Origin of the sequence: Proteus vulgaris, from assembly GCF_033708015.1 — a bacterium.
Taxonomy (GTDB): Bacteria; Pseudomonadota; Gammaproteobacteria; order Enterobacterales; family Enterobacteriaceae; genus Proteus.
In genome coordinates, this window is sequence record NZ_CP137920.1 from 1,254,870 (window position 1) to 1,278,345 (window position 23,476).

Sequence of the window (23,476 nt, forward strand, 5' to 3'; positions counted from 1 at the left end):
TCTTATCTATTTCGAGGTGTTTATGACATTGAGTCAGCAGTTAGCCCAATTTATTACTACAACTCATTTTTCTGATTTACCAGCCCAAGTTGTTAGTCGAGCTAAGATTCATTTATTAGATACATTAGGTGTCGCTCTTGCCGGAACAGTACAACAAAGTGCCATTCAAAGTCGCCAAGGCGTGACTTTTTTACCTGATAGTCAAGGTGATATTCCCATTTGGGGAAGTTCGTTAACAGCAAGTACCACTGTGGCTACATTGACAAATGGTATTGCAGCGCATGCATTAGATTTTGATGATACACACACTGATTCGATTACACATGGTAGTGCGGTATTAACACCGATTGCTTTTGCATTAGGTGAATCTATCGGTGCCTCATCACAAGATATTTTAACGGCGTGGGTGGTTGGCTGGGAAGTTGCAGCAAGAGTAGGCTTAGCAAGTCATAGTGGATTTCATCAGCGCGGTTTTCATGCCACAGCCATTGCGGGGATTTTTGGTGCAACCGCTTGTGCCGCGTCATTGTTAAAATTGACACCAGAGCAAACTGTGAATGCATTAGGATTAACAGGAAGCCAAGCAGGAGGCGTTGCGGAATACCTTACCAATAGCTCATCTTCTAAATGCTTTCATGCAGGATGGGCTGCACAATCAGGTATTATCGCAGCATCATTAGCAAAAGGGGGGATGACAGGCCCTGAAACAATATTTGAAGGTCGTTATAGCCTTTATCAAACACATGGTATTCGAGAGCAAGCGCAACCAGAGCAAGTGGCATTAGGATTAGGTGAAACATGGGAATTTTTAAATGTTTCTATTAAACCTTATCCAGTATGTCATTTTGCTCATGCAACGGTTGATTGCGGACGTCAATTGCTGAAAAAAGGGATCACGATTGATGATATCGATAATGTAGAGTGCGTTGTCGACCCAGTAGCCGCCGCCTTGATTTGTGAACCACCTGAAACAAAATGGGCGCCTCAAACAGCTTATGGTGCCAAATTTAGTTTGCCATGGTTATTTGCTGCGGGCTTTTTAGATAATGCTTTAACGTTATCTTCATTATTACCTGAAAACCTACAACGGGAAGATATTCAATCGTTAGCGAAACGTGTAAGTTATCGCTATCCCGAAAAAGGGGAAATTCCATTTCCTACTTATTTTCCGGGATTAATTTTCGTGACATTAAAAAATGGCGAGAAGATCACGGAGAGATTAGATATTCAGTATGGTAATTCGAAAAATCCAATGACAGATAAAGATGTCATCAGTAAGTTTTATGATAATGCATCTTTGGTAATAGAAACTGAACAATCGGCACAATTAGTTGAAAAAATACTGCATTTCGATAATGTCACTATTTCAGAAATAACACAATTATTACGTATTAAAGAAAGAGAAAGTTAAGCTGAAATAATACAAGCAAGATGGTTGTGGAAAGAAGGATTGGTGTTTCTACCAATCCTTTCTTTATTGCCTTGCACACATAAATTCAGATGTACACACTGTGTTTTCTCCGATTTTTACCGTACCTGAAAAGCTAACAATAGTACGTCGTTGTCGGCGAAATTGGATTTCAATAAGTAGTTGATCGCCTGCTTTTACCACATCATAAAAGCGTGCATTCTTTATGCTGGCAAAATAACATTGCTGATCTTTCTCCATAGGTGAAAGATAGTAATGTGCAAGAATACCCGAAGCTTGAGCCATGCTTTCAAGTAGTAATAAAGGTGGATAAAACTCGCCAAAAACAACGGTGTCATTGGTAGTGATATTTTTAATGGCCGCTAATCTACCAAGGGTAAGTTCAGCTGGCTCAGAAATAACACGATCAATTAATAAGAATGGATAACGATGAGGCAATATTTCCATTATTTCACTGACGGAAATGGGCATGTATTCTCTCCTCGTTACAGTGATAGGATAAACTCGGTTTTACAACAGCGGCGGTTATTATTTCATTCTTATTCAATATCGTACAGTATTGGCTTATCTTTTGGGTGGAAATTTGCGTTAAATAGATAACAAAGACCAGAATAGGAAAAATCCAGCCTTTGTTATTTCTAAATTAAGAACAGCTTATTAATTAAGACGAGCAATAATTTGACGTAGATCGTTCATTGCTGCTTCATTTAGAGGCTCTTGCGGTAAAATAGGTGAGCCTACTTCAAAGCCTTGAATATTTAGGGATGCTTTAATACATGATGCGAGTGAGTATTTTGTAAATGCTTCATTGATTTGCCACACCTCTTTTTGTTTTACTAATGCCGTATCAAAGTCGCCTTTCGTTGCGAGCTCATACAGTTCAACACATTGTTTGGGTAATACACAAGCAGGACCCGCCATCCAACCTACACCGCCAAGTTTTAATACTAACAAGGGAATATGCGCTGAAGCACTAAAGATTTTAACGCGTTCACCAAACGTATTGATCATGGTGAGTAAGCGACCTGTATTGCTTGAAGCATCTTTAATATATTCGATATTGGGAATATAACTAAGTTCATTGAATAAAGAGATAGGAAGAACATCGCCCAACAATCCCGGATTGGTATAAATGGTCATCGATTTTTCAGGAAATGCTTCTGCGATGGTTTGGAAATAACCCGCTTGAGCCGTTTCGCTTAACGGGTACATTTTTTGTGAAATCAATACCATGCCATCAACGCCTAATTGAGCATATTGCTCAGCTTGATGACAAGCATCTGCGGTTGAAAAACTGGCGACACCGGCGATAACAGGAATACGTCCTGCGGTTTGATCAACAGTAATACGGACAATTTCATTGCGCTGTGCTTGAGAAAGGTAAGCGTATTCGCCAGTGCTACCTAATGGGCTTAAGCCATGAACACCGCTTGAGATTAGATGCTCAACCAAGCGGCGTAACGAGGCTTCAAGGATAGTCCCTTTTGTTTGATCAACAGGCGAAACAAGGTAAGGAAAAATGCCATGGAATTGGGTCATAATCGGTGTCCTGTTTTAATTTTGATGTGTTATTGCAATGGTTTATTTATTTTGGTTATTCTTGTTGAAGTGTTATATCAGCGTGATTAATGACTTCATTTTGTTCGTTTTTTAATGAATCAAACAGTATTTGGGCTGCTTTCCCTGGGCTATTGGCATTGAGATACAGGTTATAACTAATTGCGGGTAAAGCAGGTAAGCCTTCTTTTTCACCTAAAATGCGCAAATCATCACCTGAAAGCTCAATTGAACGCGCCATAATGCCTAAGCCTGCACGTACTGCGGCTCTGGCACCTGAAAGGGTTGTAGCCACATAAGCGATCCGCCAACGAATACCTTGTTGATCAAGATGATTTATCATCATATCGCGGTATGTGCTGGGTTCATCTAAGACGACTAATGGTAGGGGTTCATCGAGATCAAATCTGAAGTGTTTTCCGCAATACCATAAAGAGGGGGAAACACGTAATACAATTTTGGGATAACCCACATGTTCTTCGGTCGAAATGGCTAAATCAAGTTCGTTATTTTCTAACATTGCCATTAAAAATGGACTACGTTTAACAATAATTTCCATGATCAAGCGAGGATAGGCGCCAGAAAAACGGGCGAGAAGATCAGGTAAAATCGTGTTTGCCGTATCATCAGGAGAACCAATTTTTAAAATTCCATCAATTTCTTCATGCATCAATGAAAGGCACGCTTCATCATTCAGACGTAAAATACGGCGAGCGTAGTTAAGCAGTTGTGTACCGGCTTCTGTCAGTGTTTTATTTCGGCCTTGGCGAGCAAACAACTCTTTTCCTATCAGTGATTCAAGCCGTTGCATTTGCTGGCTTACAGCAGATTGTGTACGACACACAGATTCAGCGGCTGCTGCAAAGGTATTTCCATCGACAACAGCAACAAAGGTTCGGAGTAAATCAAGTTCTAAGTTAAAAATAGGGCGCTTTGCAGAAGTCATTATAGATGTCTCTTAATGGGTGTTGTGTTTAATAAAAACAATAAATCATATTTTTTATAAGACTCTTTTAGAGATTACGTAATGAATACTCATATTATGAAGAGTTGAATTAATAATCTATAACAAAGCTCAATAATTTCGAGGTGTTATCCATTCTTTAATGAAAAAGTAGAACAAATGAAGGTAACTACTGATTTTTATACAGTATTATGAGACAATGACGCCTTTCTTAAAATCAGTTACAGAGTGGTTATGTCCCTTTCTCAATCCGTTAAAAATCAAATAAGTCAGTGGTATAAAGCCTTACCAGAGCATATTGAAGGGTTTATTCCTCGGGCGCCACAGCGTGAAATGATCGCTGAGGTGGCGAAGACTTTTTCTGATGAAATGGGGCGCCATTTAGTGATAGAAGCCCCGACTGGCGTAGGTAAAACGCTCTCTTATCTTATTCCAGGTATTGCCATTAGCCGTGATGAGAAAAAGCCACTAATAATCAGTACAGCAAATGTGGCTCTGCAAGATCAAATCTATAGCAAAGATCTGCCCTTACTTAAAAAAATCATTCCTGATCTTACGTTTACGGGGGCTTTTGGCCGTGGGCGTTACTTATGCCCTCGCAATTTAGAGGCAATTTGTGCAACAGAAGGTGAGCAAATTGACTTAATGTTTTTGCTTGAAGATAAAGTTGATGTTGCGACGAGTGCAGAAAGAGAAATTTGCCACGAACTCAAAAATGATTTCACTCACTTTGGTTGGGATGGTTTACGTGATCACCATAAACGTGCGCTAACAGACAATTTATGGCGTAAAATTAGCACGGATAAAATGAATTGCTTAGGGCGCAATTGCCAATATTATCATCGCTGTCCTTTCTTTATTGCACGTCGTGAAATTGATGAAGTCGATGTGGTTATTACCAATCACGCTTTAGTGATGGCAGCAATGGAAAGTGAATCTGTGTTACCTGATGCTAAAAATCTGCTGTTGGTTCTTGATGAGGGGCATCATATTCCTGACGTTGCGCGAGATGCACTTGAAGTCGAAGGGGAAATAACCTTAGCCTCCCTTAATAACCAGCTTGATAATATCACGCGCCATGTTAGCCAGTATTTAGCGCAATTTATTCCTGTACGTCCTCCTAAATTGGCAGATCCTATTCGTTTTGATGCTCATATCGCTAAGTTACGTGAAGCTTATCAAGAGGTTGATACGTTCACGCGCGCACTATTACCAGAACGCAGTGAACAAGATGAATATCTCTTTCCGTTAGGTGAATTACCTGAACAACTTCTGTTAAGTTGCCAGACCCTATTTAAGTTAACGGATGGTTTAAAAATGCTGGGCGAAGCTATTTTAAACGATTTAACAGAACGCACAGCGAAAGAAGATGTTGTGCGTTTACATCGTGCCATTTTAACGACCAGTAGAATGGTGGGATATTTAGAAAATATGGCGAAACTTTGGCGCTTAGCCACACTAGATCAAACCTCTAAAGCGCCTGTATCTAAATGGCTAACTCGCCGTTATGATAAAAAGCAGTCTCATCTCTATTTTCATTGCGCAGGAATTCGTGTTAGCGAACAATTGACACAATTATTATGGAAAAATATCCCACATGTGGTTATCACATCTGCGACATTACGCTCGTTAAATAGCTATTCTCGCATTCAAGAATTAACGGGATTAAGTGAACATTTCGATGATCGCTTTATTACGTTGTCTTCGCCTTTTGAACATAAAGAGCAGGGTAGATTAGTTATTCCTAAAATGCGTTATGAACCGACGATAAGCCATGAACGTGAACATTTAAAAGAGATGGCACGGTATTTTCGACACAGCATGGAAGAGGATAACCACCGAGGTCAGTTAGTTTTATTTAGTAGCCAACGGGCAATGGAAGGCTTCTTAGAAGAAGTGAAAGATTTGCGTTTATGCTTATTAGTGCAAGGCGATCAGCCTCGCTATCGATTAGTTGAAACACATTGTAAGCGTATTGATGCGGGCGATAATAGTGTGTTGATAGGCTTGCAATCTTTTGCTGAAGGGCTCGATTTAAAAGGGGATTATTTAACACAGGTACATATTCATAAAATTGCTTTTCCGCCCGTGACAGATCCAGTGATTGTGACAGAAGGCGAATGGCTTAAATCTCTAAAACGTTATCCTTTTGAAGTGCAAAGTTTGCCAAGTGCATCATTTAATTTAATTCAGCAAGTTGGGCGCCTTATTCGTAGTCATCATTGCCACGGTGAAATTATTATTTATGACAGGCGTTTATTAACAAAAAACTACGGTTCACGCTTATTAACGGCGTTACCTATATTTCCTATTTATCAACCTGATATGCCCAAAGGGAAAGATAAATAAAAAAGACTACCTAAAGAAAAAGAGGTAGCCTTTTAACGTCATCATGGTCATTCATATTAAGAATTAGTTCTCAATATTAGCTTCAATAAACCATAAGAATTTATCGAGATCACGCGATGCGGCAGTAAACATATCTGCGGTATCTTCGTCTTCAACTTCGTCAATAGCTTTACGAATATCATTAGCAACAACGGCATAACGATCAGCCAGTGCTTTTAGGTGATCTTGCACATCATGGATATCCAGAGGATAAGCTTTTAATGGTGTTTTCTTACTCACCACTTGTGCAGTACCTAATACAGTGCCACCTAATTGAACAACACGCTCTGCAAATTCATCGGTGTGCTGATTAATGGTATCGCGGAAGCCGTCAACCATTTCATGAACAGAAATAAAGTTTCTGCCACGCATATTCCAGTGCGCTTGTTTTGTGATGAGAGATAGGTCGATAAACTGTGTCACCATCTGTTGCAGTAATTCGATTGCGTGCAGTTTTACGCTGTCATCGAGGCTATTACGGGTATAAAGCAGAGTTGAAGGTGTGGATTTGACTAATTTAGCAGTACTCATAATCGTTCTCCCTAAATAATTAATAACTCAATATCTCAATTTCTGTTAATAATGATAGTGAATTATTAATGGTTAGTCTTATCGATTGATACTATTAAATTGATAGGTCATCTATTTAAAAAACTTAATCTATCGAAATAGTCTATTTAGAGTAAGACAATGAGCGTAAAATAGCAATGATAGGTCAGTAAAGTTATTATTTAATAAGTAAAAAAGGATCAAAAGATCCTTTTTAAATAAATATTTATTTCTTATAAAAAATACAGTTAAATAGTTATTTAACCTCTTCAATTTTGGTTTTACTTTTCATTGTCGTTGTTGAGCCAATAGACGCTAAAACAATAAAGGCTAAGGCAACCCATTGTATTAGTGTCAGATGTTCATGTAAGAAAATAATACCAATAAAAGCGCCCATACAAGGTTCTAAACTCATTAACGTACCAAATGTTTTAGCGGGTAAGCGGGTAAGTGCGACCATTTCTAAGGTATAAGGAAATGCAGTCGATAAAATCGCAATGGCTAAAGCGATAGGTAAAATAGACCAGCTAAACATAATATCTGGACTACTTTGTAACATACCAATAGGAACGAAAATAAAGGCAGCAATTAATGAACCAACAGAGACGGTTGCGGCACCATAGCCTTTTCCTGCACGTTGTCCGAATACAATATATAATGCCCAACCTACACCTGCCCCCAACGCATAAAGCATACCCAGCGGATCAAGACCATCATGGATATTATCGCCAATAGGCAGTAATAAGCCTAAACCAGCAATCACTAAAATTATCCATAAAAAGTCAATGGCTCTACGTGATGAAAACATAGCAACCGCTAAAGGGCCGGTAAACTCTAGTGCAACCGCAATACCTAATGGAATTGTTTCAAGTGCAAGGTAGAAAAGGTAATTCATAGCACCTAACGATAAGCCATATAAAAAGAGTGGCATTATCGATTCACGAGTCAATTTAAGTCGCCATGGCTTAAAGATAAAAAAGAGGATCAATGTACCCAGTAATAGACGTAACGCTGTTACAGCAGGGGCGCCGATAACAGGAAATAGGGTTTTAGCAAGGGATGCGCCGCTTTGAATTGAAAGCATGGAGAGAAGCAAAAGAAGCACAGGGTAAAACACCTGTAATTTAGCTGAGTGTCTGGCTGACAACATCCTATAAAACCTCGTCAATAATCAATCGTATGTGTTCTCTGTTTGCAGATAACAAAGGATCGCATAATATAAAATAAAATTACTTATTTTAATATAGCTATTTATTAATAAATGTTTTTTATTTTAATTCGATTGAGTGAAACTAGCTAAAATATAAATTAAGTTATTTTTAATAAAATAAAAAATAACTTCTTACAAGTATAAGTATTAATAATGATTAAATATATATATGCGATAAAAAGTGTAAAAACATTTTTTTTAACCTTTTTTATTAAAAGTACCTTCAGTATAATTTCAAGCTCGTTTTAACTAGCTAAAAGAGAATAAAAAATGAGTAAAATAAAATCTATCGCAGTGTATTGTGGTTCTAGTTTAGGGGCTTCACCTATTTATAAAGAACAAGCAATTATTTTTGCTAAAGAGCTGGTTAAACGCAATATTACCTTAGTTTATGGTGGCGCCAGTGTTGGTATTATGGGCGCACTTGCTGATACGGTATTAGCCGAAGGCGGAAAGGTGATTGGTGTTATTCCTACCTTATTAGAAGGGCGTGAAATTTCACATAAAAATCTGACCGAACTGCATGTTGTTGAAACAATGCATCAGCGTAAAAGTAAAATGATCGAATTAGCTGAAGGTTTTGTCGCTTTACCTGGTGGTTTTGGTACATTAGAAGAATTTAGTGAAGTTTTTACGTGGAGCCAAATTGGTTTGCATCAGAAACCATTAGGCTTACTTAATATCAACCAGTTTTATTCTCCATTATTAATGATGATTGATAAAATGGCTGATGAACAATTTTTACATGAAAAATACCGCAATATGGCGATTGTGGAACAATGTCCTATTCAACTTTTAGATAAATTTGAAACGTATATTGCGCCTCCTGTAAAAACCTACAACAAATAAAGGTATAAAATGATAATAATAAGAAAAGCAATTTTGTCTGATGTAGAAGAAATTAATACGCTTTACACTTATTTATTTAATGAAATGGCTAACTTACAACCCGATCGATTAAAACCGGGTAAACAAGATGAAGCCTTTATTATTAATGGAATTAAAAATAATAAGTTTCATCTTTTAGTTGCCGATTTAGACGGTAAAGTGGTTGGATTTAGCATAGCGCAAATTCAAGAAACACCCCTGTTTAATTGCTTGGTTCAACGTAAATATGCGTATATTTATGATATTGTTGTCGCTCCTTCTGCTCGTAGCCAAGGCGTAGGTCGTTTATTATTAACCGCGATGAAAGAGTGGGCGAAATCAGAAAAAATGACGCATCTTGAGTTATCTGTATTAGCTGAAAATGGTGCGGCTAAACGTTTTTACGAACGTGAAGGATTAAAAGAAGTGAGCACAGTCATGGGGATCACTTTATAGCAGATTAAATTGACGTTAATTTTCTCTAATTAAATAAAAATAAACCCGCTTTAAGGCGGGTTTATTAATTATATTATTCAGCTAAATTGTGGGTTTCCCCGCAATGATCGTACACAATACCCTGACATTTTCAACATCTTCTGTCGGTATTTCAAACAAGTTTCTATCTAATACAATAAAATCGGCAAACTTTCCGACTTCGAGTGATCCAATTTGAGTGTCCATATCCAAAGCTTCTGCTGCATTAATGGTGGCTGCACGTAAGACTTCCACTAATGTCAGATTACGATCGTTATCAAGACGAGGACTTGTTGCCTCTTTTTGGCGAGTCATTGCGACTTTAAAATCATACCATTCATTAAGCGGATCAATTGGCCAATCGCTACCAAAAGCCACAGTGACGCCAGCATCAATAAATTTTCCAGCAGTTTCTAAATAGTTGCAGCGAGATTTACCTAACATTTCAATATCTTTTTCGATGTTATTTTGATCAACCGCCGCCCATTGAAATGAAAGAAAAGGATAGGTGTTTAGTTGTGCGAAACGCGCATAATCTTTTTCACACATCAATTCATTATGCGCAAGCCCTGGTCTAATGTCTTTTTCAGGTAAGGCGTTACGCATTTCACTAATAGCATCAAGGGCCGTACTAATTGCACCTTCAGCAACCGTATGAATATGAGGGTGATAGCCCGCACGAGCAATTTCTGTGACTAACGGTGTTAAAATTTCAGGAGAGAAATAGAGATCACCAATATGTTCAGAATCTTGCCAATGTGGTGTGTCATCAGTGCCAACATTAATACGATAAGGTGAGTGTAAGCGCGCTGTCATAATCGGCGCTTGTAATACACCATCAAGGAAAAGTTTGATATGGCGGATCGCAACACTGGGTTGTGCTCCATTGCTGATTTGATGCCATTGTGAAAAGCGAGTAGTAGCATGGCGTACCGCGTTTGGAATATCTTCAATACAAGGTACATCATCTGGGGTGATTTCAACGGCATTCTCTACGCGAAGAGTCAGTTCGCCTGCTTTTCTTAATGTATTAAAGGCTCGTAATTGAGGCTCACCTACTCGTGCATCCATAATAGTGGTTACGCCTTGTTCATTTAATAATTTTTGAACATGGCGAGCTATCTGTAAATTTTGAGCTTCAGTCAGTGGCGGTAAGCTGTCAATGGCTTGCATTGCTGGCGCATCTTCAAGAATACCAATCGGTGTTCTATCACCATCACGTTCAATGTTTCCATCAGGTGGATCGGGTGTTTCTGCCGTGATATTTAATCGTTCTAAAGCGCGAGAATTTGCAAGTACACTATGGCAATCGCTAGAAAAGAGCAAAATAGGGCGAGCGGTGTTTAAGGTATCAAGGTGATAACGTGTCATCTGCACACCTTCTGGTTGCATGCCTTCACGATACCATGCAGAGACTTTTAACCATTCGGTATCATTATCAATAAAGTTTTCATCAAGGTATTCTTGAATGCGCGATAAAATGTCATCAATAGAGAGTGATTGATAATCCAGATGGCACCCTGCTAACGTTGCACCTCCCCAAAATGGGTGCATATGCGCATCAATAATGCCCGGCATGACCATGCTTCCCTGTAAATCAATCTGCTTAGTGCTTTCATCACAGTAAGAAAGTAACCCTTCTTTTTTTCCTGAAGCAATAATGACACCTTGGCTGATCGCGATAGCGTCAACAATATTGTTATGATGATCAGCGGTATAAATAAGTCCGTTGTAATAGAGAGTGTCTGCAATTTGAAATGTCATTCTTCTACCTTGTATTGCTTTTTTAGCACATAGAGCGCGTGCTTAAATGATTATTTTGCTTATAGGGCATCCTGTTGCGTTTTGACGCGGGCGATAATATTTTGAAAATATGCCGTAAATAATTAATCAATATAAAACAGGTATGTATAAGAGTACAACTTACTTTTATTAATGTTTCTAATTTTATTATTTAATTTATTTAAATAAGCTAAAATAATTTAGACTTATAAACTAATGTTAAAAATATTCTAATTGAAATGAAATAAATACAATAACTTTATAATTAATTATGAGGTTGTTATTTATATTTTATGTAAGTTATTTTATATAAAAACATCCAATTAAAATTGTTTTATAATTTAACATGGTACTTTTAAATTATATTTTTACTTGTTTGAATAATTTATTTATATAATGGGTTTTATAGAGTGTTTTTTATTGTGTGAATGAGATTTTATTACTATCTAATTATTTTAAAATTAAATAATTTAAATTTATTTAATTTTTACAAGGAAGGAGTTTGTAATGAAACTGGCAGTAATTGGTTATGGGAGTATTGTATTAAAAGAACATTTACCTGCAATGATTTTATTAGGTGTTAAAATTCATGCTTTGTGTGATATATCTTCAGATAATATTAATCAAGCTAAAAAAAATCCTTAATTATGAAATTCCAATCTATTCTTGCTATAAAATGCTAATAGAGAATATTCAACCTGATACGTTGATTATTGCTTTACCTCATAATTTATATTATGAAATATTAAAATATTGTAGTAAATACCCTTTGAAAATAATAAAAGAAAAACCATTCGCGCTTAATTTAACGCAAGCGAAATTATTTAGTGACTTTTCTCGTGGAAATAATTTTAAAATATTTACAGTTTGTCAAAAGAGATATACACCATCTTATGAATTACTTAAAAAAGAAATGGATAAGTCAGGCGATAAAATTTCTCAAATAATGATTAATTATATCATTTCAAGTAAAAATCCTAATTCAAATTGGAGAAGCGAATTTTTAACCTCTGGCGGTGGCGTTTGGTTAGATATGGGATATCATGTTGTTGATATTATAAATTATTTATTGAATGGTGAGAAGATTACTATTAATTATGCAAAATTAATAAACTCATCAGAAGGAGAATATAACGTTGATGATATTGCTTTTGCTGAGTTTGAATGTGCTGGGGTAACTATTTTTGCCAATATTTCATGTGTAGGAATGGAAAAAACTGAAGATATTATTGCCTATGGGAGAAATAGAATATTTCATGCCAATAAAGAAGGTGTCACTATTAAAAATAAAAAACAAAAGGTAATTAATTTTTATAAATCAGAACCAATATCACCTTTTATCAGGATGTATCAAAGTTTTCTTTTTGATGGTGGTGAGGCAGGTTTTGAAAAAAATTTAAATAATTCAATATCTATAATGCATGTTTTAGAACAAGCAGTAAAAAAAAGTAATTTTAATAGAACTATATAAATGAGATATCTAACTATGAATTCAAATTACTCTAAATTCTTACATCCCCAAATTTCTGATGAAATAAAAGAGAGTGTGCAAAACCAACTTATTGAGGATATCTCCATTTATGATAATGGTGGTATTTATGAACGGGTTGAAAATGAGTTCAAAAGAAAATTTAATGTAGAAAATGCTGTTGCAGTAAATTCTGGAACAACAGCTCTATTTTCTATGTTCTACGGTGCTGGAATTACTCATGGTGATGAAGTTATTGTTCCTAGTTATACTTTTTTTGCAACTTGTGCGCCCCTTCATCAACTGGGAGCAGAATTGAAATTTGCTGATTGTGGAGATAATGGCAATGTTGATCCTAAGGCTGTAGAAGTTTTAATTACTAGTAAGACAAAAGCTGTAGTGATAACCCATATGTGGGGTATTCCATGTGATATGGATGAGCTTATAGATATTTGCAAACGCAATAGTTTGCTTCTTCTGGAAGATAGTTCACATGCACATGGTGCAATGTGGGACGACAAGATAATTGGTAGCTTTTCTGATGGTTCGGCATGGAGTTTTCAAGGTAAGAAGATCCTGACTTCTGGTGAAGGTGGTTTTTTCGCAACTAAACATCGCAGAATATATGAGAGAGCTATCCTAATTGGGCATTTTAATAAACGTGCAAAAAAAGAAGTTCATAATGAGGATTTAAAAGATTTTGCTATTACTGGTACTGGGTTGAATTTACGAATGCACCCATTAGGAGCGGCCATTGTTATGCCTCAAATGGCTCACTTTGAACAAATAATGGAAGAAAAGCGAGAAACGGCAATGTTAATGAAAAAAGGTATTGAGTCTATCAATGGCTTAAAAATAGTCCGTATTCCTGACAAAGCTAATCCTGCTTGGTACGCATTACCTATCATATTTGATAAAACTCAATTTACAATTGAACTCCATGATTTTGTTAAAAAATTAAATGAATTTGGTGCTGTAGAGGCTGATATTCCGGGAACAACTTGCCCACTTAATAATTATTTTTTATTTCACTCTCCACAGAAGATATCTCAAAGTTATTGTAAAAAAGTACGCATTCAAAAATGTCATTTCGAGAATGCCATTAAATTTCATAATAGTATGTTCAAATTAGATGTTTGGTATGGTGAAGAACGCTACAATTTTATTGATAACTATTTATCCATTATTAGAACTGTTGCGGAGTTATATAAAAAATGATTGAGCCTTTAGTTCCTTATAACATATTAAATTCTTTGGATAAATATGATCGTATCGTAGTTGGTGGTATCATTAAAGTTGATGACATAAACGATAAAGTACTTTTTCTAAAACGTTCTCAGCATGAGTTTATGCCTAATGTTTGGGAAATACCTTCAGGTGGTATTGAAGAGGGAGAATCCATGCTTCAAGCACTTAAACGAGAAATAAAAGAAGAAACAAATCTAGATATTTTAGATGTTGAGAAATTTGTCAGTGCCGTTGATTATCTTGCCGGTGAAGCTAAATGCCTACAACTAAACTTTAATGTACGTTGTTCTGGGAATGTGAAACTAAGTGATGAACACTCTGAATTTATCTTTTCAAGATTAGATACTTTCTTGAGTAATTTAGATGAGTTTATGCTTAAGATAATTACATTAGGGTGAATACCGCTATTTTTAAAAGGCGGTAAGGTAAGTTTAAAGAGGTAAAACTTACCTTATCTAGAGGATAGAAAATGGTTAGTTGTCGGGTAAATTAGCTGAGCACACTTCACAATGTGGATTTTTAGGTAATTTGAACTCACGAAATTGCATTCGCATTGCATCAAACATCAATACTTTACCCTGTAAATTTTCACCGTAGCCAGTCAGTAATTTAATGGCTTCAACCGCTTGTAATGTACCAATAGTACCCACAACAGGTGCCATTATCCCTGCTTCAACACAACTTAAAGCGTTATCGCCAAAAAGATGGCTTAGGCAACGATAGCACGGTTCGTCATCTTGGTAAGTGAATACGCTGATTTGGCCTTCCATTCGAATAGCTGCACCCGATACAAGCGGTTTTTTCTGATGAAAGCAGAGGCGATTAAGTTGCTCACGTACTGTCACATTATCCGTACAGTCCATGACGATATTATGTTGACTAATCAGTTTATCTAAAGCCTGATCTTCAAGTAATGCATCAACGGTTTCTATCGTAACATGAGGATTAATTGCTTCTAATGTTGCTTTTGCAGAGAGGACTTTTGGTTGACCGATCGTGGTGTCGCGATGAAGGATTTGGCGCTGAAGATTAGAAAGGGAAACCGTATCAAAATCTAATAATGTGAGTTTTCCTACCCCTGCGGCTGTCAGATATTGCGAAGCGCTACATCCTAAGCCACCCGCACCAACAATGAGTACAGAGGCACTTTTCAGCGCCTCTTGACCATCAAAATCAAAACCTCTTAATACAATCTGGCGATTGTAGCGTAGCGTTTCTTCATCCGTTAATTCAATACTCATAAAAACTATTCACTTTTTAACAGAGAATTAAATAGCTCGATTGTGACCGTTTCACCCGCAGACACTTTACCACGTTCACGTTCTAAGACGATAAAACAGTTAGCGACACTAAAGGAGCTGTAAACGTGTGAACCTTGGTGACCTGAGGTGTCTACTTGCCATACACCTTCTGCATTAATACTGGCGATACCACGTTGAAAATCAAGACGACCTACTGATTTTTTCAATGATGATTGTGCAATGGCTTGGAAACGTTGCGGTGCTTTCCAATGGCTAAAGCCTGATAGACGTGCAATTAAAGGCTGAACTAATTGATAGAATGTCACGGTTGCTGAGACAGGATTGCCCGGTAAACCGCAGAACCATGCATGATGTAATCGACCAAAGGCAAACGGTTTTCCCGGTTTAATGGCAAGCTTCCAAAAACCAATCTCACCCATTTCATCAAGAATTTGTTTAGTGTAATCGGCTTCACCCACAGAAACCCCACCACTACTGATCACTAAGTCTGCTTCTTGATCAGCCTTTTTAAAGGTTTCACGTAGTTTTTCTGGTGAATCAGGAACAACACCTAAATCTAAAACGTCACATCCTAGTTTTTCAAGCATTAAACGTACCGCAAAGCGGTTGGTATCATAAATCTGACCGGCTTTTAATGGTTGTCCGATGGTTTGTAATTCATCACCTGTTGAGAAAACAGCCACTTTTAAACGGCGATAGACTTGTACTGTTGCGACGCCTAAAGACGCAATTAACGGTAATTGCGCTGTTGAAAGTTTAGTACCTGCGGGCAATACAATGTCGTTTTCTTTAATATCTTCACCAATACGGCGAATATTCTGGCCTTTCTTTGCTGGCTGTAAAAAACGAACCCCATGTTCAGTTACTTCAGCGTCTTCTTGCATAATCACGGTATCAACACCTGCAGGAACCATAGCTCCTGTCATAATGCGTACACATTGTCCCGCGGGGAGTTCTCCCTCAAAAGGAATACCCGCGAACGATTTACCGGCAATAGGCAGTGGAGTTTGAGCGTCTAAGTCAGCGTAACGTAGCCCGTAACCATCCATTGCCGAATTATCAAAAGGCGGAACATTCAGTGGCGATGTAATATCTTCACTTAGAATATAATCTGCAGCGTTATTTAATGGAATGTTAAGGGTATTCGTAATTGCCAGCGGTTTTTCAAGTAGTTTTTCTAGCGCTTCATCAAGAGATAATAAACCGCTAACGTGACATTGACTCATCATATACTCCAAGATCTATCGAAATGTTCTGTTTTATTTCATGATACTAATCTATCACGATGAACATCATCATGTCAGAGATCATCTTGTGAATAGAAAGAAATGAAACTTCTTATTGCAAAAATGTTAACTGATTGAGGTTAATGTGTTGCTTGTTCTGTTATTAATAAGCAGCATATTGAAAATGATAAAACAAAATAATGGATATCCATGAATACTTCAAATCACCCAAGTCATTCAGCACAAGCTTTTCATATCGCTTTTAGTGGGTTTCTTGCTTTAGTGGTTGCAATGGGAATAGGGCGCTTTACATTTACCCCACAAGTGCCGTTGATGATTGCAGAACATCAATTAACGCTGACAACGGCGGGAATTGTGGCTGCATTTAATTACCTTGGTTATCTTGCTGGCTCTTATGATGCGATGAAAGCTGTTAAAGGTGTGGGATATCGTTTGTGGGCGGGACTTTGGGGGGCGGTGATAATCACGCTGTTGTCTGCTTTTTTAAATGATGCATTTACACATAGCATTGCACGTTTTTTTATTGGTTGGGCAAGTGGTTGGACATTAGTACTGGTGGCTTCATGGGCAAATGAGTTACTTGCTCGCCTTAATCGACCTGCATTAAGTGTGGCCGTTTATGCAGGAACAGGCGTCGGTATCTTGATTAGCGGTATTCTTGCTGTATTCATTATGAAATGGCAAATGAGTGCGACAGCAGGGTGGTTAATTTATGGTTCTCTTGCTTTTATTTGTGCCATATATGTAAGTTATCATCTTCCAAAGCCTTGGACAATGAATAGGGAAGAAGTCAACGTTGCTCCTTTAACGCTTACGCCTGCGATGAAAAAGCTGATTTGGGGTTATACTTTTGCCGGATTTGGCTATATTTTACCCGCTACATTTCTTTCTCAAATGGCGGCAGAGCGGTTTCCGGGGAGCTTAATTGCGCAATTTGTTTGGCCTGTCTTTGGTGCTTCTGCGGCATTATGTATTGGGATTGCTATTTTAACACGTAATGTATTAAACACGCAGTTACGCTTAGCCATTACGCTTTGGTTACAAGCATTAGGTATTTTGATTGCAGAGTGGATCCCTACAATAACAGGGCTTGCGATTGGTGCTTTCTTAATTGGTGGCGGTCTTATGTGCGCTGTACAACTTGCTTTTTTACGAGGCAAAGAATTAGCCCCTGATCATGGGCGCTATATGGCGGGTTTACTCACCACTTTTTATGCTATCGGACAATTAGTTGGTCCTGTTATTTCTTCACTTTCAACAGCATTGACGGGAAAATTAGAACCCGCACTTTATGTGGCATTTATTGTGTTGATTATAGGCGGATTTTTAGTGTGCTTAAAAGAAAAAACGGATCAGTAAACTAAAAATAGCGCATACAAAAATGCAATAATCTCATAACGAAAAATGCGGTATTGCTGGATAATGTGATTGAGGTCATCTAAAGTGTAAGCTGTTGTTGCTAAGTGCGATAACAGTTACTTAATTAATGTGTTTATCGGAGAGTCCAATGTCATCATTAAGTAAAGAGGCGCAATGGGTGCATGCTGCGTTAGTTGAACGCGGTTTGGAAACGCCTCTTCGTGAACCTAAGCTCTCTCCAAGTGAGAGCAAACAGCAAATTGAACATCATATGACAGAAGTGATGAAGCTGTTAAATCTGGATTTAAGCGACGATAGTTTAGCTGAAACACCTCGCCGTATCGCTAAAATGTATGTTGATGAAATTTTCTCAGGGTTGGATTACCACAACTTCCCAAAAATCACGCTAATTGAAAATAAAATGCAAGTTGATGAAATGGTGACAGTGCGAGATATCACATTAACAAGTACTTGCGAACATCACTTTGTCACTATTGATGGTAAAGCGACTGTGGCTTATATCCCGAAAGATAAAGTAATTGGGTTATCTAAAATCAATCGTATTGTGCAATTCTTTGCTCAACGCCCCCAAGTACAAGAACGCTTAACACAGCAAATTCTGATTGCATTACAAACGTTACTAGGTACAAAAAATGTGGCTGTTTCTATTGATGCCGTTCACTATTGTGTTAAAGCGCGTGGCATTCGTGATGCAACGAGTGCTACCACAACAACATCGTTAGGTGGGTTATTTAAATCGAGTCAAAATACGCGTCAGGAGTTTTTGCGCGCTGTTCGTCATCTTTGAGATTTTAAATAAACATGAATGAATCGTCTCATCAACGTATCGAAGCACTTGATGCGTTGAGAGGAATGGCGATCCTTGGCATTCTATTACTCAATATTTCAGGTTTTGCATTATTAAGAGTGGCTTCATTTAACCCCTTACATTCGGGAGAAGCCTCTTTTGGTGAGCGTATAACATGGATGGCATTAAATCTGTTTGCTCAAGGGAAATTCCTCTTTATTTTTGCGCTACTATTTGGTGGTACGCTTTATCTCCTTTTATATAAAGGAACTCGTTTTAATTTATCGCGACTCGTTGTGCTGGCATTGATTGGTGTTATTCACACATTATTTATTTGGGAAGGGGATATTTTATTTCCATATAGTATATGTGGTTTATTTGTTTTTGCGTTTATCAAATCAATAGCGACAAAGCGTCAATTTATATTGGGAGCAATACTCTATTTTTGTGGTGCACTTATTTTAGGTGCGTTGTTTTACTATTATCGGGATTTTATTGATACCGTTTGGTATAGCACCCCATACTCTCAATTGGCTGAATCAGATTGGAAAACAGGCCCTTATTTAAACAGTGTTTACTATCGTTTGAATGAGCTAAGTCTTTTTGTATTTAATTTAGTACGTCAATACAGTTGGTTTTTGTTTGGTGCGATGCTGATGGGCTCTGCATTAATGGCATCAGGTTGGTTGCAACAGAAATTTAGTCGTGCCCATTATGGCTATGTGGCACTTTATTTCCTCACAATTAGTTTAAGCTTTCAAGCAATCATTGTGCTGGTGGATTATTACCTTGATTGGGATTACCGATGGGCGGCTATTTGGGCTCAACCTTTAACTATGCTGATCCAAGTGATGCAAAGTTTGGGGTATATTGCGCTGTTTTATTGGAGTTGGAATATTATTCAACACTCTTATTTTGCTTATGCTTTACGTTGTGTTGGCAAAATGGCGTTAACGACCTATTTAATGCAAAGTCTTATCGGTATTTATTTATTTCAGCGCATGGGGCTATTTAATCAATTTACTTTACCAGAACTGATGCCTTTTGTTGCCATCATTTGGGCAATCAATATTGCTTTTGCTGTGATCTGGTTACGTTATTTTCCACAAGGACCAATAGAGTGGATCTGGCGTAAATCAGCCTCGAAATTAGCGCAATTTTTTTAGGTTTTTTCATGATTATTTTCATTCAGAGGAAGCGATTCGACTTCCTCGGGTGAAACCGCAGGGTAACCTTTAATACCTTCAGGTATAGATTGTATTGCGGGAATAGTTTCGGGGGGGCCTAAGAATCGAGGTTCGCGTTTTAGAATATACACATCAATCATTGCACCAACTCTTGCGAAGACTTCGCGTACACGTACCTTAAACATGCTTTTAGGTGATGCAACCGCAAAACATTGTGCATCAATACCTTTTTCTAATGCGATAAAAACCGCACGTTCACAGTGAAAACGCTGGGTAATAATGGTAAATCCATCTGTACCAAATACCTCTTTTGTTCGAACTACGGAATCAAGTGTTCTGAAGCCTGCAAAATCCATCACAATACGAGAGGCAGGAATACCTGCTTTAATGAGATCTTTACGCATCGTATTTGGCTCATTATAGCTATGCTTTGCATTATCACCACTGAGTAATAAATACTGAATTTTGCCACTATTATAAGCATTAACAGCACCTTGGATGCGGTATTGATAAAACTGATTTATATAGCCACTGGTATAGTACTTTGATGTACCCAACACCATACCCACTTTTTTAGCAGGTAATGTATCCACATCTTCAAAGATATAAGGATGAGTTTTCCAGCCGATCCATCGATCGCAAGCAATCAAGGTGATTGCAAGTAGAATAAAAAGTGTAAGAAAGAGATAAATGAGGCGTTTTAGCATGCCCTTGCCTTAATGACGCAAATAATAAATGACTTTCATAATACTTAAGGCTACTTGAGCCGAGATAGGGAAGCAAGAAAAAAGCGCCTCATATTAAGTAATGACGCGCTTTTCAGAATGGTACTTAGTGTTTAAAAGACTTAGAACGAGGTTCTTTTATAAATACGGTACTCTGGTGACCAATAGTTACGTTCAATAGCTTCTTCTAATGCTGAATCAGAAGTCACCGTTGCGACACCTTGTACTTGTGCTTCTTTTGCAACTTGTTTTGCGATATAACGAGAAACTTGTTGAATATCAGCCAGTAAAGGTAGCAGAGAACCATCACCTTCTTTTGCCATTGGTGAGCAATCGGCTAATGCGCGACTTGCTACCATTAACATGGCATCAGTAACACGTTTTGCACCACAGGCAATGACACCTAATCCAATACCAGGGAAGATATAAGAGTTGTTGCATTGTGCAATTGGATACTCTTTATCTTTATATTTAACTGGCGCGAATGGGCTCCCTGTTGCGACTAAAGCTTGGCCATCCGTCCAGTTGATAATGTCCTCAGGACGTGCTTCTACACGGGATGTTGGGTTAGATAATGGCATTACGATAGGACGTTCACAGTGTTTGTGCATTTCACGAATAATTTCTTCAGTGAATAAACCCGCTTGTCCTGAAACACCAATCAAAATCGTTGGTTTTGCATTCTTAACCACTTCTAACAGTGAAATCGCATCGCTTCCGGTTTCCCAATCAGCAATAGTTTCGCTTTTTTGAATAAGTTTACTTTGGAAATCAAGTAAATTTGGCAGTTTGTCTGTCAATAAGCCGAAACGGTCAACCATAAAGATACGTTCACGCGCTTGTTCATCACTTAAACCTTCAGATTTCATTTGGGCAATGATTTGCTCAGCAATACCACAACCCGCAGAACCTGCGCCTAAGAACGTGACAGTTTGGTCTTTTAATTGGCGACCAGCAGCACGACTTGCTGCAATTAGGCTACCTAAAGTGACCGACGCTGTACCTTGAATATCATCATTAAAACAACATAATTCGTCACGATAACGGTTTAATAAAGGCATCGCATTTTTTTGTGCGAAATCTTCAAATTGGAGTAAAACATTTGGCCAGCGACGCTTAACAGCTTGGATAAACTCATCAACAAACTCGTTATACTCATCACCTGTAATACGAGGATGACGCCATCCCATATACAGTGGATCGTTTAAACGTTGTGGGTTGTTAGTACCAACATCAAGTACAACCGGCAATGTGTACGCTGGGCTAATACCACCACATGCGGTATATAAAGAGAGTTTTCCGATAGGGATCCCCATACCTCCGATGCCCTGGTCACCTAAACCAAGAATACGTTCGCCATCAGTTACAACAATGACTTTTACGTTCTGTTTAGTGGCGTTTTGTAGCATATCGTCGATATTGGCACGGTTAGGGTAAGAGATAAATAAACCGCGAGCACGGCGATAAATATCAGAGAAGTGTTCACACGCTTCACCCACTGTTGGTGTGTAAATGATAGGCATCATTTCAGTGAGGTGAGATTCCAATAGACGGTAAAACAGGGTTTCATTGGTATCTTGGATATTTCGTAGGTAAATATGTTTATCGTTATCGTTTTTGAAATCAAGATATTGGCGATAAGCGCGTTCAACCTGCTCTTCGATGGTTTCAACAGCTTCAGGCAGTAAACCATGTAAGTTAAAGGTGCTGCGTTCTTCTTCGCTGAAAGCACTACCTTTATTTAACAGGGGAAATTCAAGCAGGATTGGACCTGCATACGGGATGTAGAGAGGGCGTTTACTTTCGTGTTCCAGTTCCATGAAAAATACTCTTGTAAGGCAGTTAGTCACATGACAATTGTAGATCCTACAAAATAATAAAAATATGTACAGCTTATGTTATTTTTTTATGATTTTTATGCTTAGAAATGAGAGATAGATACAGTTGTTACAACTTTTTCTGGTAAGCATCAGCAAAATTTACATGCTGATGCTTTTTTAGGAGCGATTTTTAGAGGAATAAGTTAAAACTTTTTACAAAGTGATGCGTTGCATTTGGCGACAACCTAAAGCTGTTAATGTTGCTTGTGTTGCATCCCACTGTGTTAAAACCGCCTCTGCTTTTTCCATTAAAACAGCAGATTCAATATCCATCACACTCTCACCTGCCATATTTAATAAAATTAATGCTGCTTGTAATGGCGGTAAACTTGGATTAAATGCGGCATTTTCAGCGTAACTACCTTGGAAAATTTTGCCATTTTTCATTTGAACAGCAATACCACTGTGCGAACCACTATAAGGAGCATGGCTACGGTTAGTTGCTTGTAGTGCCTGTTGTGCTAATTCACTTGGGTTATCAATTTTATAACCGTGATTAACATTATCCATCAATAGTGATGTGATGTTGAGATCTTTCGGACCAAAGCTATCAGGTAAATAATCACCCAATGTTGCCATTTTTCTACCCGGTAACTGAATTTGAATGTGGGTGCCGCTGTTCAATTCGTTCATAAACTGGCGACAATGACCACAAGGTGTATAGTTAACGGTAACGGAGATCAAGCGAGATTCACCTTGTAACCACGCATGAGTTACAGCGCTTTGTTCAGCGTGAACAGTTTGTTGTAGTGGGGCACCTGAAAATTCCATGTTGGCACCAAAGTAGAGATTACCACTTTCACCACGAGCAATAGCACCAACATTAAAATGAGATATCGGTGTCACTGCACAAGCAGCCGCGACGGGTAAAAGTGCGAGGGCTAAGGCATCATCATTACATTGTAACTGTGTTTTTATGGCATTGACTTGTTCTGCCGTGAACATTGCTGGAAATTCATCCTGCTCAAGATAAGGAACAAGTGCTTGTTGTAACTGAGGGGATAAATCTGACCAAACTGCCTGAAAACGCGTATGCATACATGAGTCTCCCATTAATCTTTCTGTATTATAA

At 37.9% G+C, this 23,476-nt stretch carries 22 protein-coding genes; 11 read left to right on the top strand and 11 right to left on the bottom strand.

Translation table 11 applies throughout. The features are described 5' to 3' along the window. Window positions 1-22 precede the first annotated feature (22 nt). Window positions 23-1,411, top strand: a complete 1,389-nt coding sequence (locus SB028_RS05865; RefSeq protein WP_069367527.1) for an MmgE/PrpD family protein — start codon at window positions 23-25, stop codon at window positions 1,409-1,411. 63 nt (window positions 1,412-1,474) lie between these two features. Here the strand turns inward: SB028_RS05865 and fabZ are convergent, their stop codons facing one another. The 3 genes from fabZ to SB028_RS05880 form a co-directional block, all read right to left on the bottom strand. Beyond that, a complete protein-coding gene (fabZ, locus tag SB028_RS05870) occupies window positions 1,475-1,900 on the bottom strand; it encodes a 3-hydroxyacyl-ACP dehydratase FabZ (RefSeq protein ID WP_069367528.1) in 426 nt (141 codons plus the stop codon). A gap of 186 nt (window positions 1,901-2,086) precedes the next feature. Then, window positions 2,087-2,968, bottom strand: coding sequence for a dihydrodipicolinate synthase family protein (locus SB028_RS05875; protein ID WP_069367529.1), 882 nt, complete (start codon window positions 2,966-2,968; stop codon window positions 2,087-2,089). A 55-nt stretch (window positions 2,969-3,023) separates the two neighbouring features. Further along, on the bottom strand, window positions 3,024-3,932 hold the full coding sequence (locus SB028_RS05880; protein WP_069367530.1) for a LysR family transcriptional regulator: 909 nt from the start codon (window positions 3,930-3,932) through the stop codon (window positions 3,024-3,026). Between the two features lie 252 nt (window positions 3,933-4,184). On the opposite strand from SB028_RS05880, the gene dinG reads away from it, so the two are divergent. Further along, window positions 4,185-6,299: an ATP-dependent DNA helicase DinG gene (dinG, locus tag SB028_RS05885; RefSeq protein ID WP_069367531.1), complete on the top strand. Its 2,115-nt coding sequence runs from the start codon at window positions 4,185-4,187 to the stop codon at window positions 6,297-6,299. A 63-nt stretch (window positions 6,300-6,362) separates the two neighbouring features. On the opposite strand, the gene dps is transcribed toward dinG, so the two are convergent. After that, window positions 6,363-6,869 (bottom strand): DNA starvation/stationary phase protection protein Dps, encoded by a 507-nt coding sequence (dps, locus tag SB028_RS05890; protein WP_069367532.1) that lies wholly within the window; start codon window positions 6,867-6,869, stop codon window positions 6,363-6,365. Between the two features lie 274 nt (window positions 6,870-7,143). After that, complete coding sequence (gene rhtA / locus SB028_RS05895; protein ID WP_069367533.1) at window positions 7,144-8,037, bottom strand: threonine/homoserine exporter RhtA; 894 nt, start codon at window positions 8,035-8,037, stop codon at window positions 7,144-7,146. Window positions 8,038-8,367: 330 nt separating this feature from the next. On the opposite strand from rhtA, the gene SB028_RS05900 reads away from it, so the two are divergent. Next, window positions 8,368-8,946 carry a TIGR00730 family Rossman fold protein gene (locus SB028_RS05900; protein ID WP_069367534.1) on the top strand — a complete coding sequence of 193 codons (579 nt, stop codon included), beginning with the start codon at window positions 8,368-8,370 and terminating at the stop codon, window positions 8,944-8,946. Between the two features lie 9 nt (window positions 8,947-8,955). Further along, window positions 8,956-9,420, top strand: a complete 465-nt coding sequence (locus SB028_RS05905) for a GNAT family N-acetyltransferase (RefSeq protein WP_069367535.1) — start codon at window positions 8,956-8,958, stop codon at window positions 9,418-9,420. A gap of 81 nt (window positions 9,421-9,501) precedes the next feature. Here SB028_RS05905 and SB028_RS05910 read toward each other — a convergent pair whose 3' ends face one another. Next, a complete protein-coding gene (locus tag SB028_RS05910; RefSeq protein WP_069367536.1) occupies window positions 9,502-11,202 on the bottom strand; it encodes an amidohydrolase in 1,701 nt (566 codons plus the stop codon). Between the two features lie 525 nt (window positions 11,203-11,727). Between SB028_RS05910 and SB028_RS05915 the strand changes: the two genes are divergently transcribed. The 4 genes from SB028_RS05915 to SB028_RS05930 are packed head-to-tail and all read left to right on the top strand — an operon-like array spanning window position 11,728 to window position 14,334. Next, window positions 11,728-11,865, top strand: a complete 138-nt coding sequence (locus SB028_RS05915; protein WP_171729907.1) for a hypothetical protein — start codon at window positions 11,728-11,730, stop codon at window positions 11,863-11,865. 31 nt (window positions 11,866-11,896) lie between these two features. After that, complete coding sequence (locus SB028_RS05920; protein WP_069367537.1) at window positions 11,897-12,691, top strand: Gfo/Idh/MocA family protein; 795 nt, start codon at window positions 11,897-11,899, stop codon at window positions 12,689-12,691. 15 nt (window positions 12,692-12,706) lie between these two features. Then, window positions 12,707-13,906 (top strand): DegT/DnrJ/EryC1/StrS family aminotransferase, encoded by a 1,200-nt coding sequence (locus SB028_RS05925; RefSeq protein ID WP_069367538.1) that lies wholly within the window; start codon window positions 12,707-12,709, stop codon window positions 13,904-13,906. After that, window positions 13,903-14,334 (top strand): NUDIX hydrolase, encoded by a 432-nt coding sequence (locus tag SB028_RS05930; protein WP_069367539.1) that lies wholly within the window; start codon window positions 13,903-13,905, stop codon window positions 14,332-14,334. Before SB028_RS05925 ends, SB028_RS05930 begins: the two co-directional genes overlap by 4 nt. Before the next feature lie 75 nt (window positions 14,335-14,409). Here SB028_RS05930 and moeB read toward each other — a convergent pair whose 3' ends face one another. Further along, on the bottom strand, window positions 14,410-15,177 hold the full coding sequence (gene moeB, locus SB028_RS05935; RefSeq protein WP_069367540.1) for a molybdopterin-synthase adenylyltransferase MoeB: 768 nt from the start codon (window positions 15,175-15,177) through the stop codon (window positions 14,410-14,412). A gap of 5 nt (window positions 15,178-15,182) precedes the next feature. Continuing rightward, window positions 15,183-16,424 carry a molybdopterin molybdotransferase MoeA gene (gene moeA, locus SB028_RS05940; RefSeq protein ID WP_069367541.1) on the bottom strand — a complete coding sequence of 414 codons (1,242 nt, stop codon included), beginning with the start codon at window positions 16,422-16,424 and terminating at the stop codon, window positions 15,183-15,185. Window positions 16,425-16,634: 210 nt separating this feature from the next. Between moeA and SB028_RS05945 the strand changes: the two genes are divergently transcribed. From SB028_RS05945 to yeiB, 3 genes are all read left to right on the top strand, one after another. Beyond that, on the top strand, window positions 16,635-17,804 hold the full coding sequence (locus SB028_RS05945; RefSeq protein WP_069367542.1) for a YbfB/YjiJ family MFS transporter: 1,170 nt from the start codon (window positions 16,635-16,637) through the stop codon (window positions 17,802-17,804). Window positions 17,805-17,952: 148 nt separating this feature from the next. Next, window positions 17,953-18,612: a GTP cyclohydrolase I FolE gene (gene folE, locus SB028_RS05950; protein ID WP_069367543.1), complete on the top strand. Its 660-nt coding sequence runs from the start codon at window positions 17,953-17,955 to the stop codon at window positions 18,610-18,612. 14 nt (window positions 18,613-18,626) lie between these two features. Then, window positions 18,627-19,778, top strand: a complete 1,152-nt coding sequence (gene yeiB / locus SB028_RS05955; RefSeq protein ID WP_069367544.1) for a DUF418 domain-containing protein YeiB — start codon at window positions 18,627-18,629, stop codon at window positions 19,776-19,778. Here yeiB and sanA read toward each other — a convergent pair. The 3 genes from sanA to cdd form a co-directional block, all read right to left on the bottom strand. Then, a complete protein-coding gene (gene sanA / locus SB028_RS05960) occupies window positions 19,775-20,506 on the bottom strand; it encodes an outer membrane permeability protein SanA (protein WP_069367545.1) in 732 nt (243 codons plus the stop codon). The two genes, yeiB and sanA, sit on opposite strands and share 4 nt — an antisense overlap. A 140-nt stretch (window positions 20,507-20,646) precedes the next feature. Beyond that, a complete protein-coding gene (locus tag SB028_RS05965; RefSeq protein ID WP_023581254.1) occupies window positions 20,647-22,344 on the bottom strand; it encodes an NAD-dependent malic enzyme in 1,698 nt (565 codons plus the stop codon). 213 nt (window positions 22,345-22,557) lie between these two features. Continuing rightward, window positions 22,558-23,442, bottom strand: coding sequence for a cytidine deaminase (gene cdd / locus SB028_RS05970; protein WP_069367546.1), 885 nt, complete (start codon window positions 23,440-23,442; stop codon window positions 22,558-22,560). Between the last annotated feature and the right edge of the window lie 34 nt (window positions 23,443-23,476).

Coding starts and splice junctions, on each gene's coding strand:
- SB028_RS05865 (WP_069367527.1), top strand. CDS start 23: ATGACATTGAGTCAGCAGTTAGCCCAATTTATTACTACAACTCATTTT.
- fabZ (WP_069367528.1), bottom strand. CDS start 1,900: ATGCCCATTTCCGTCAGTGAAATAATGGAAATATTGCCTCATCGTTAT.
- SB028_RS05875 (WP_069367529.1), bottom strand. CDS start 2,968: ATGACCCAATTCCATGGCATTTTTCCTTACCTTGTTTCGCCTGTTGAT.
- SB028_RS05880 (WP_069367530.1), bottom strand. CDS start 3,932: ATGACTTCTGCAAAGCGCCCTATTTTTAACTTAGAACTTGATTTACTC.
- dinG (WP_069367531.1), top strand. CDS start 4,185: ATGTCCCTTTCTCAATCCGTTAAAAATCAAATAAGTCAGTGGTATAAA.
- dps (WP_069367532.1), bottom strand. CDS start 6,869: ATGAGTACTGCTAAATTAGTCAAATCCACACCTTCAACTCTGCTTTAT.
- rhtA (WP_069367533.1), bottom strand. CDS start 8,037: ATGTTGTCAGCCAGACACTCAGCTAAATTACAGGTGTTTTACCCTGTG.
- SB028_RS05900 (WP_069367534.1), top strand. CDS start 8,368: ATGAGTAAAATAAAATCTATCGCAGTGTATTGTGGTTCTAGTTTAGGG.
- SB028_RS05905 (WP_069367535.1), top strand. CDS start 8,956: ATGATAATAATAAGAAAAGCAATTTTGTCTGATGTAGAAGAAATTAAT.
- SB028_RS05910 (WP_069367536.1), bottom strand. CDS start 11,202: ATGACATTTCAAATTGCAGACACTCTCTATTACAACGGACTTATTTAT.
- SB028_RS05915 (WP_171729907.1), top strand. CDS start 11,728: ATGAAACTGGCAGTAATTGGTTATGGGAGTATTGTATTAAAAGAACAT.
- SB028_RS05920 (WP_069367537.1), top strand. CDS start 11,897: ATGCTAATAGAGAATATTCAACCTGATACGTTGATTATTGCTTTACCT.
- SB028_RS05925 (WP_069367538.1), top strand. CDS start 12,707: ATGAATTCAAATTACTCTAAATTCTTACATCCCCAAATTTCTGATGAA.
- SB028_RS05930 (WP_069367539.1), top strand. CDS start 13,903: ATGATTGAGCCTTTAGTTCCTTATAACATATTAAATTCTTTGGATAAA.
- moeB (WP_069367540.1), bottom strand. CDS start 15,177: ATGAGTATTGAATTAACGGATGAAGAAACGCTACGCTACAATCGCCAG.
- moeA (WP_069367541.1), bottom strand. CDS start 16,424: ATGAGTCAATGTCACGTTAGCGGTTTATTATCTCTTGATGAAGCGCTA.
- SB028_RS05945 (WP_069367542.1), top strand. CDS start 16,635: ATGAATACTTCAAATCACCCAAGTCATTCAGCACAAGCTTTTCATATC.
- folE (WP_069367543.1), top strand. CDS start 17,953: ATGTCATCATTAAGTAAAGAGGCGCAATGGGTGCATGCTGCGTTAGTT.
- yeiB (WP_069367544.1), top strand. CDS start 18,627: ATGAATGAATCGTCTCATCAACGTATCGAAGCACTTGATGCGTTGAGA.
- sanA (WP_069367545.1), bottom strand. CDS start 20,506: ATGCTAAAACGCCTCATTTATCTCTTTCTTACACTTTTTATTCTACTT.
- SB028_RS05965 (WP_023581254.1), bottom strand. CDS start 22,344: ATGGAACTGGAACACGAAAGTAAACGCCCTCTCTACATCCCGTATGCA.
- cdd (WP_069367546.1), bottom strand. CDS start 23,442: ATGCATACGCGTTTTCAGGCAGTTTGGTCAGATTTATCCCCTCAGTTA.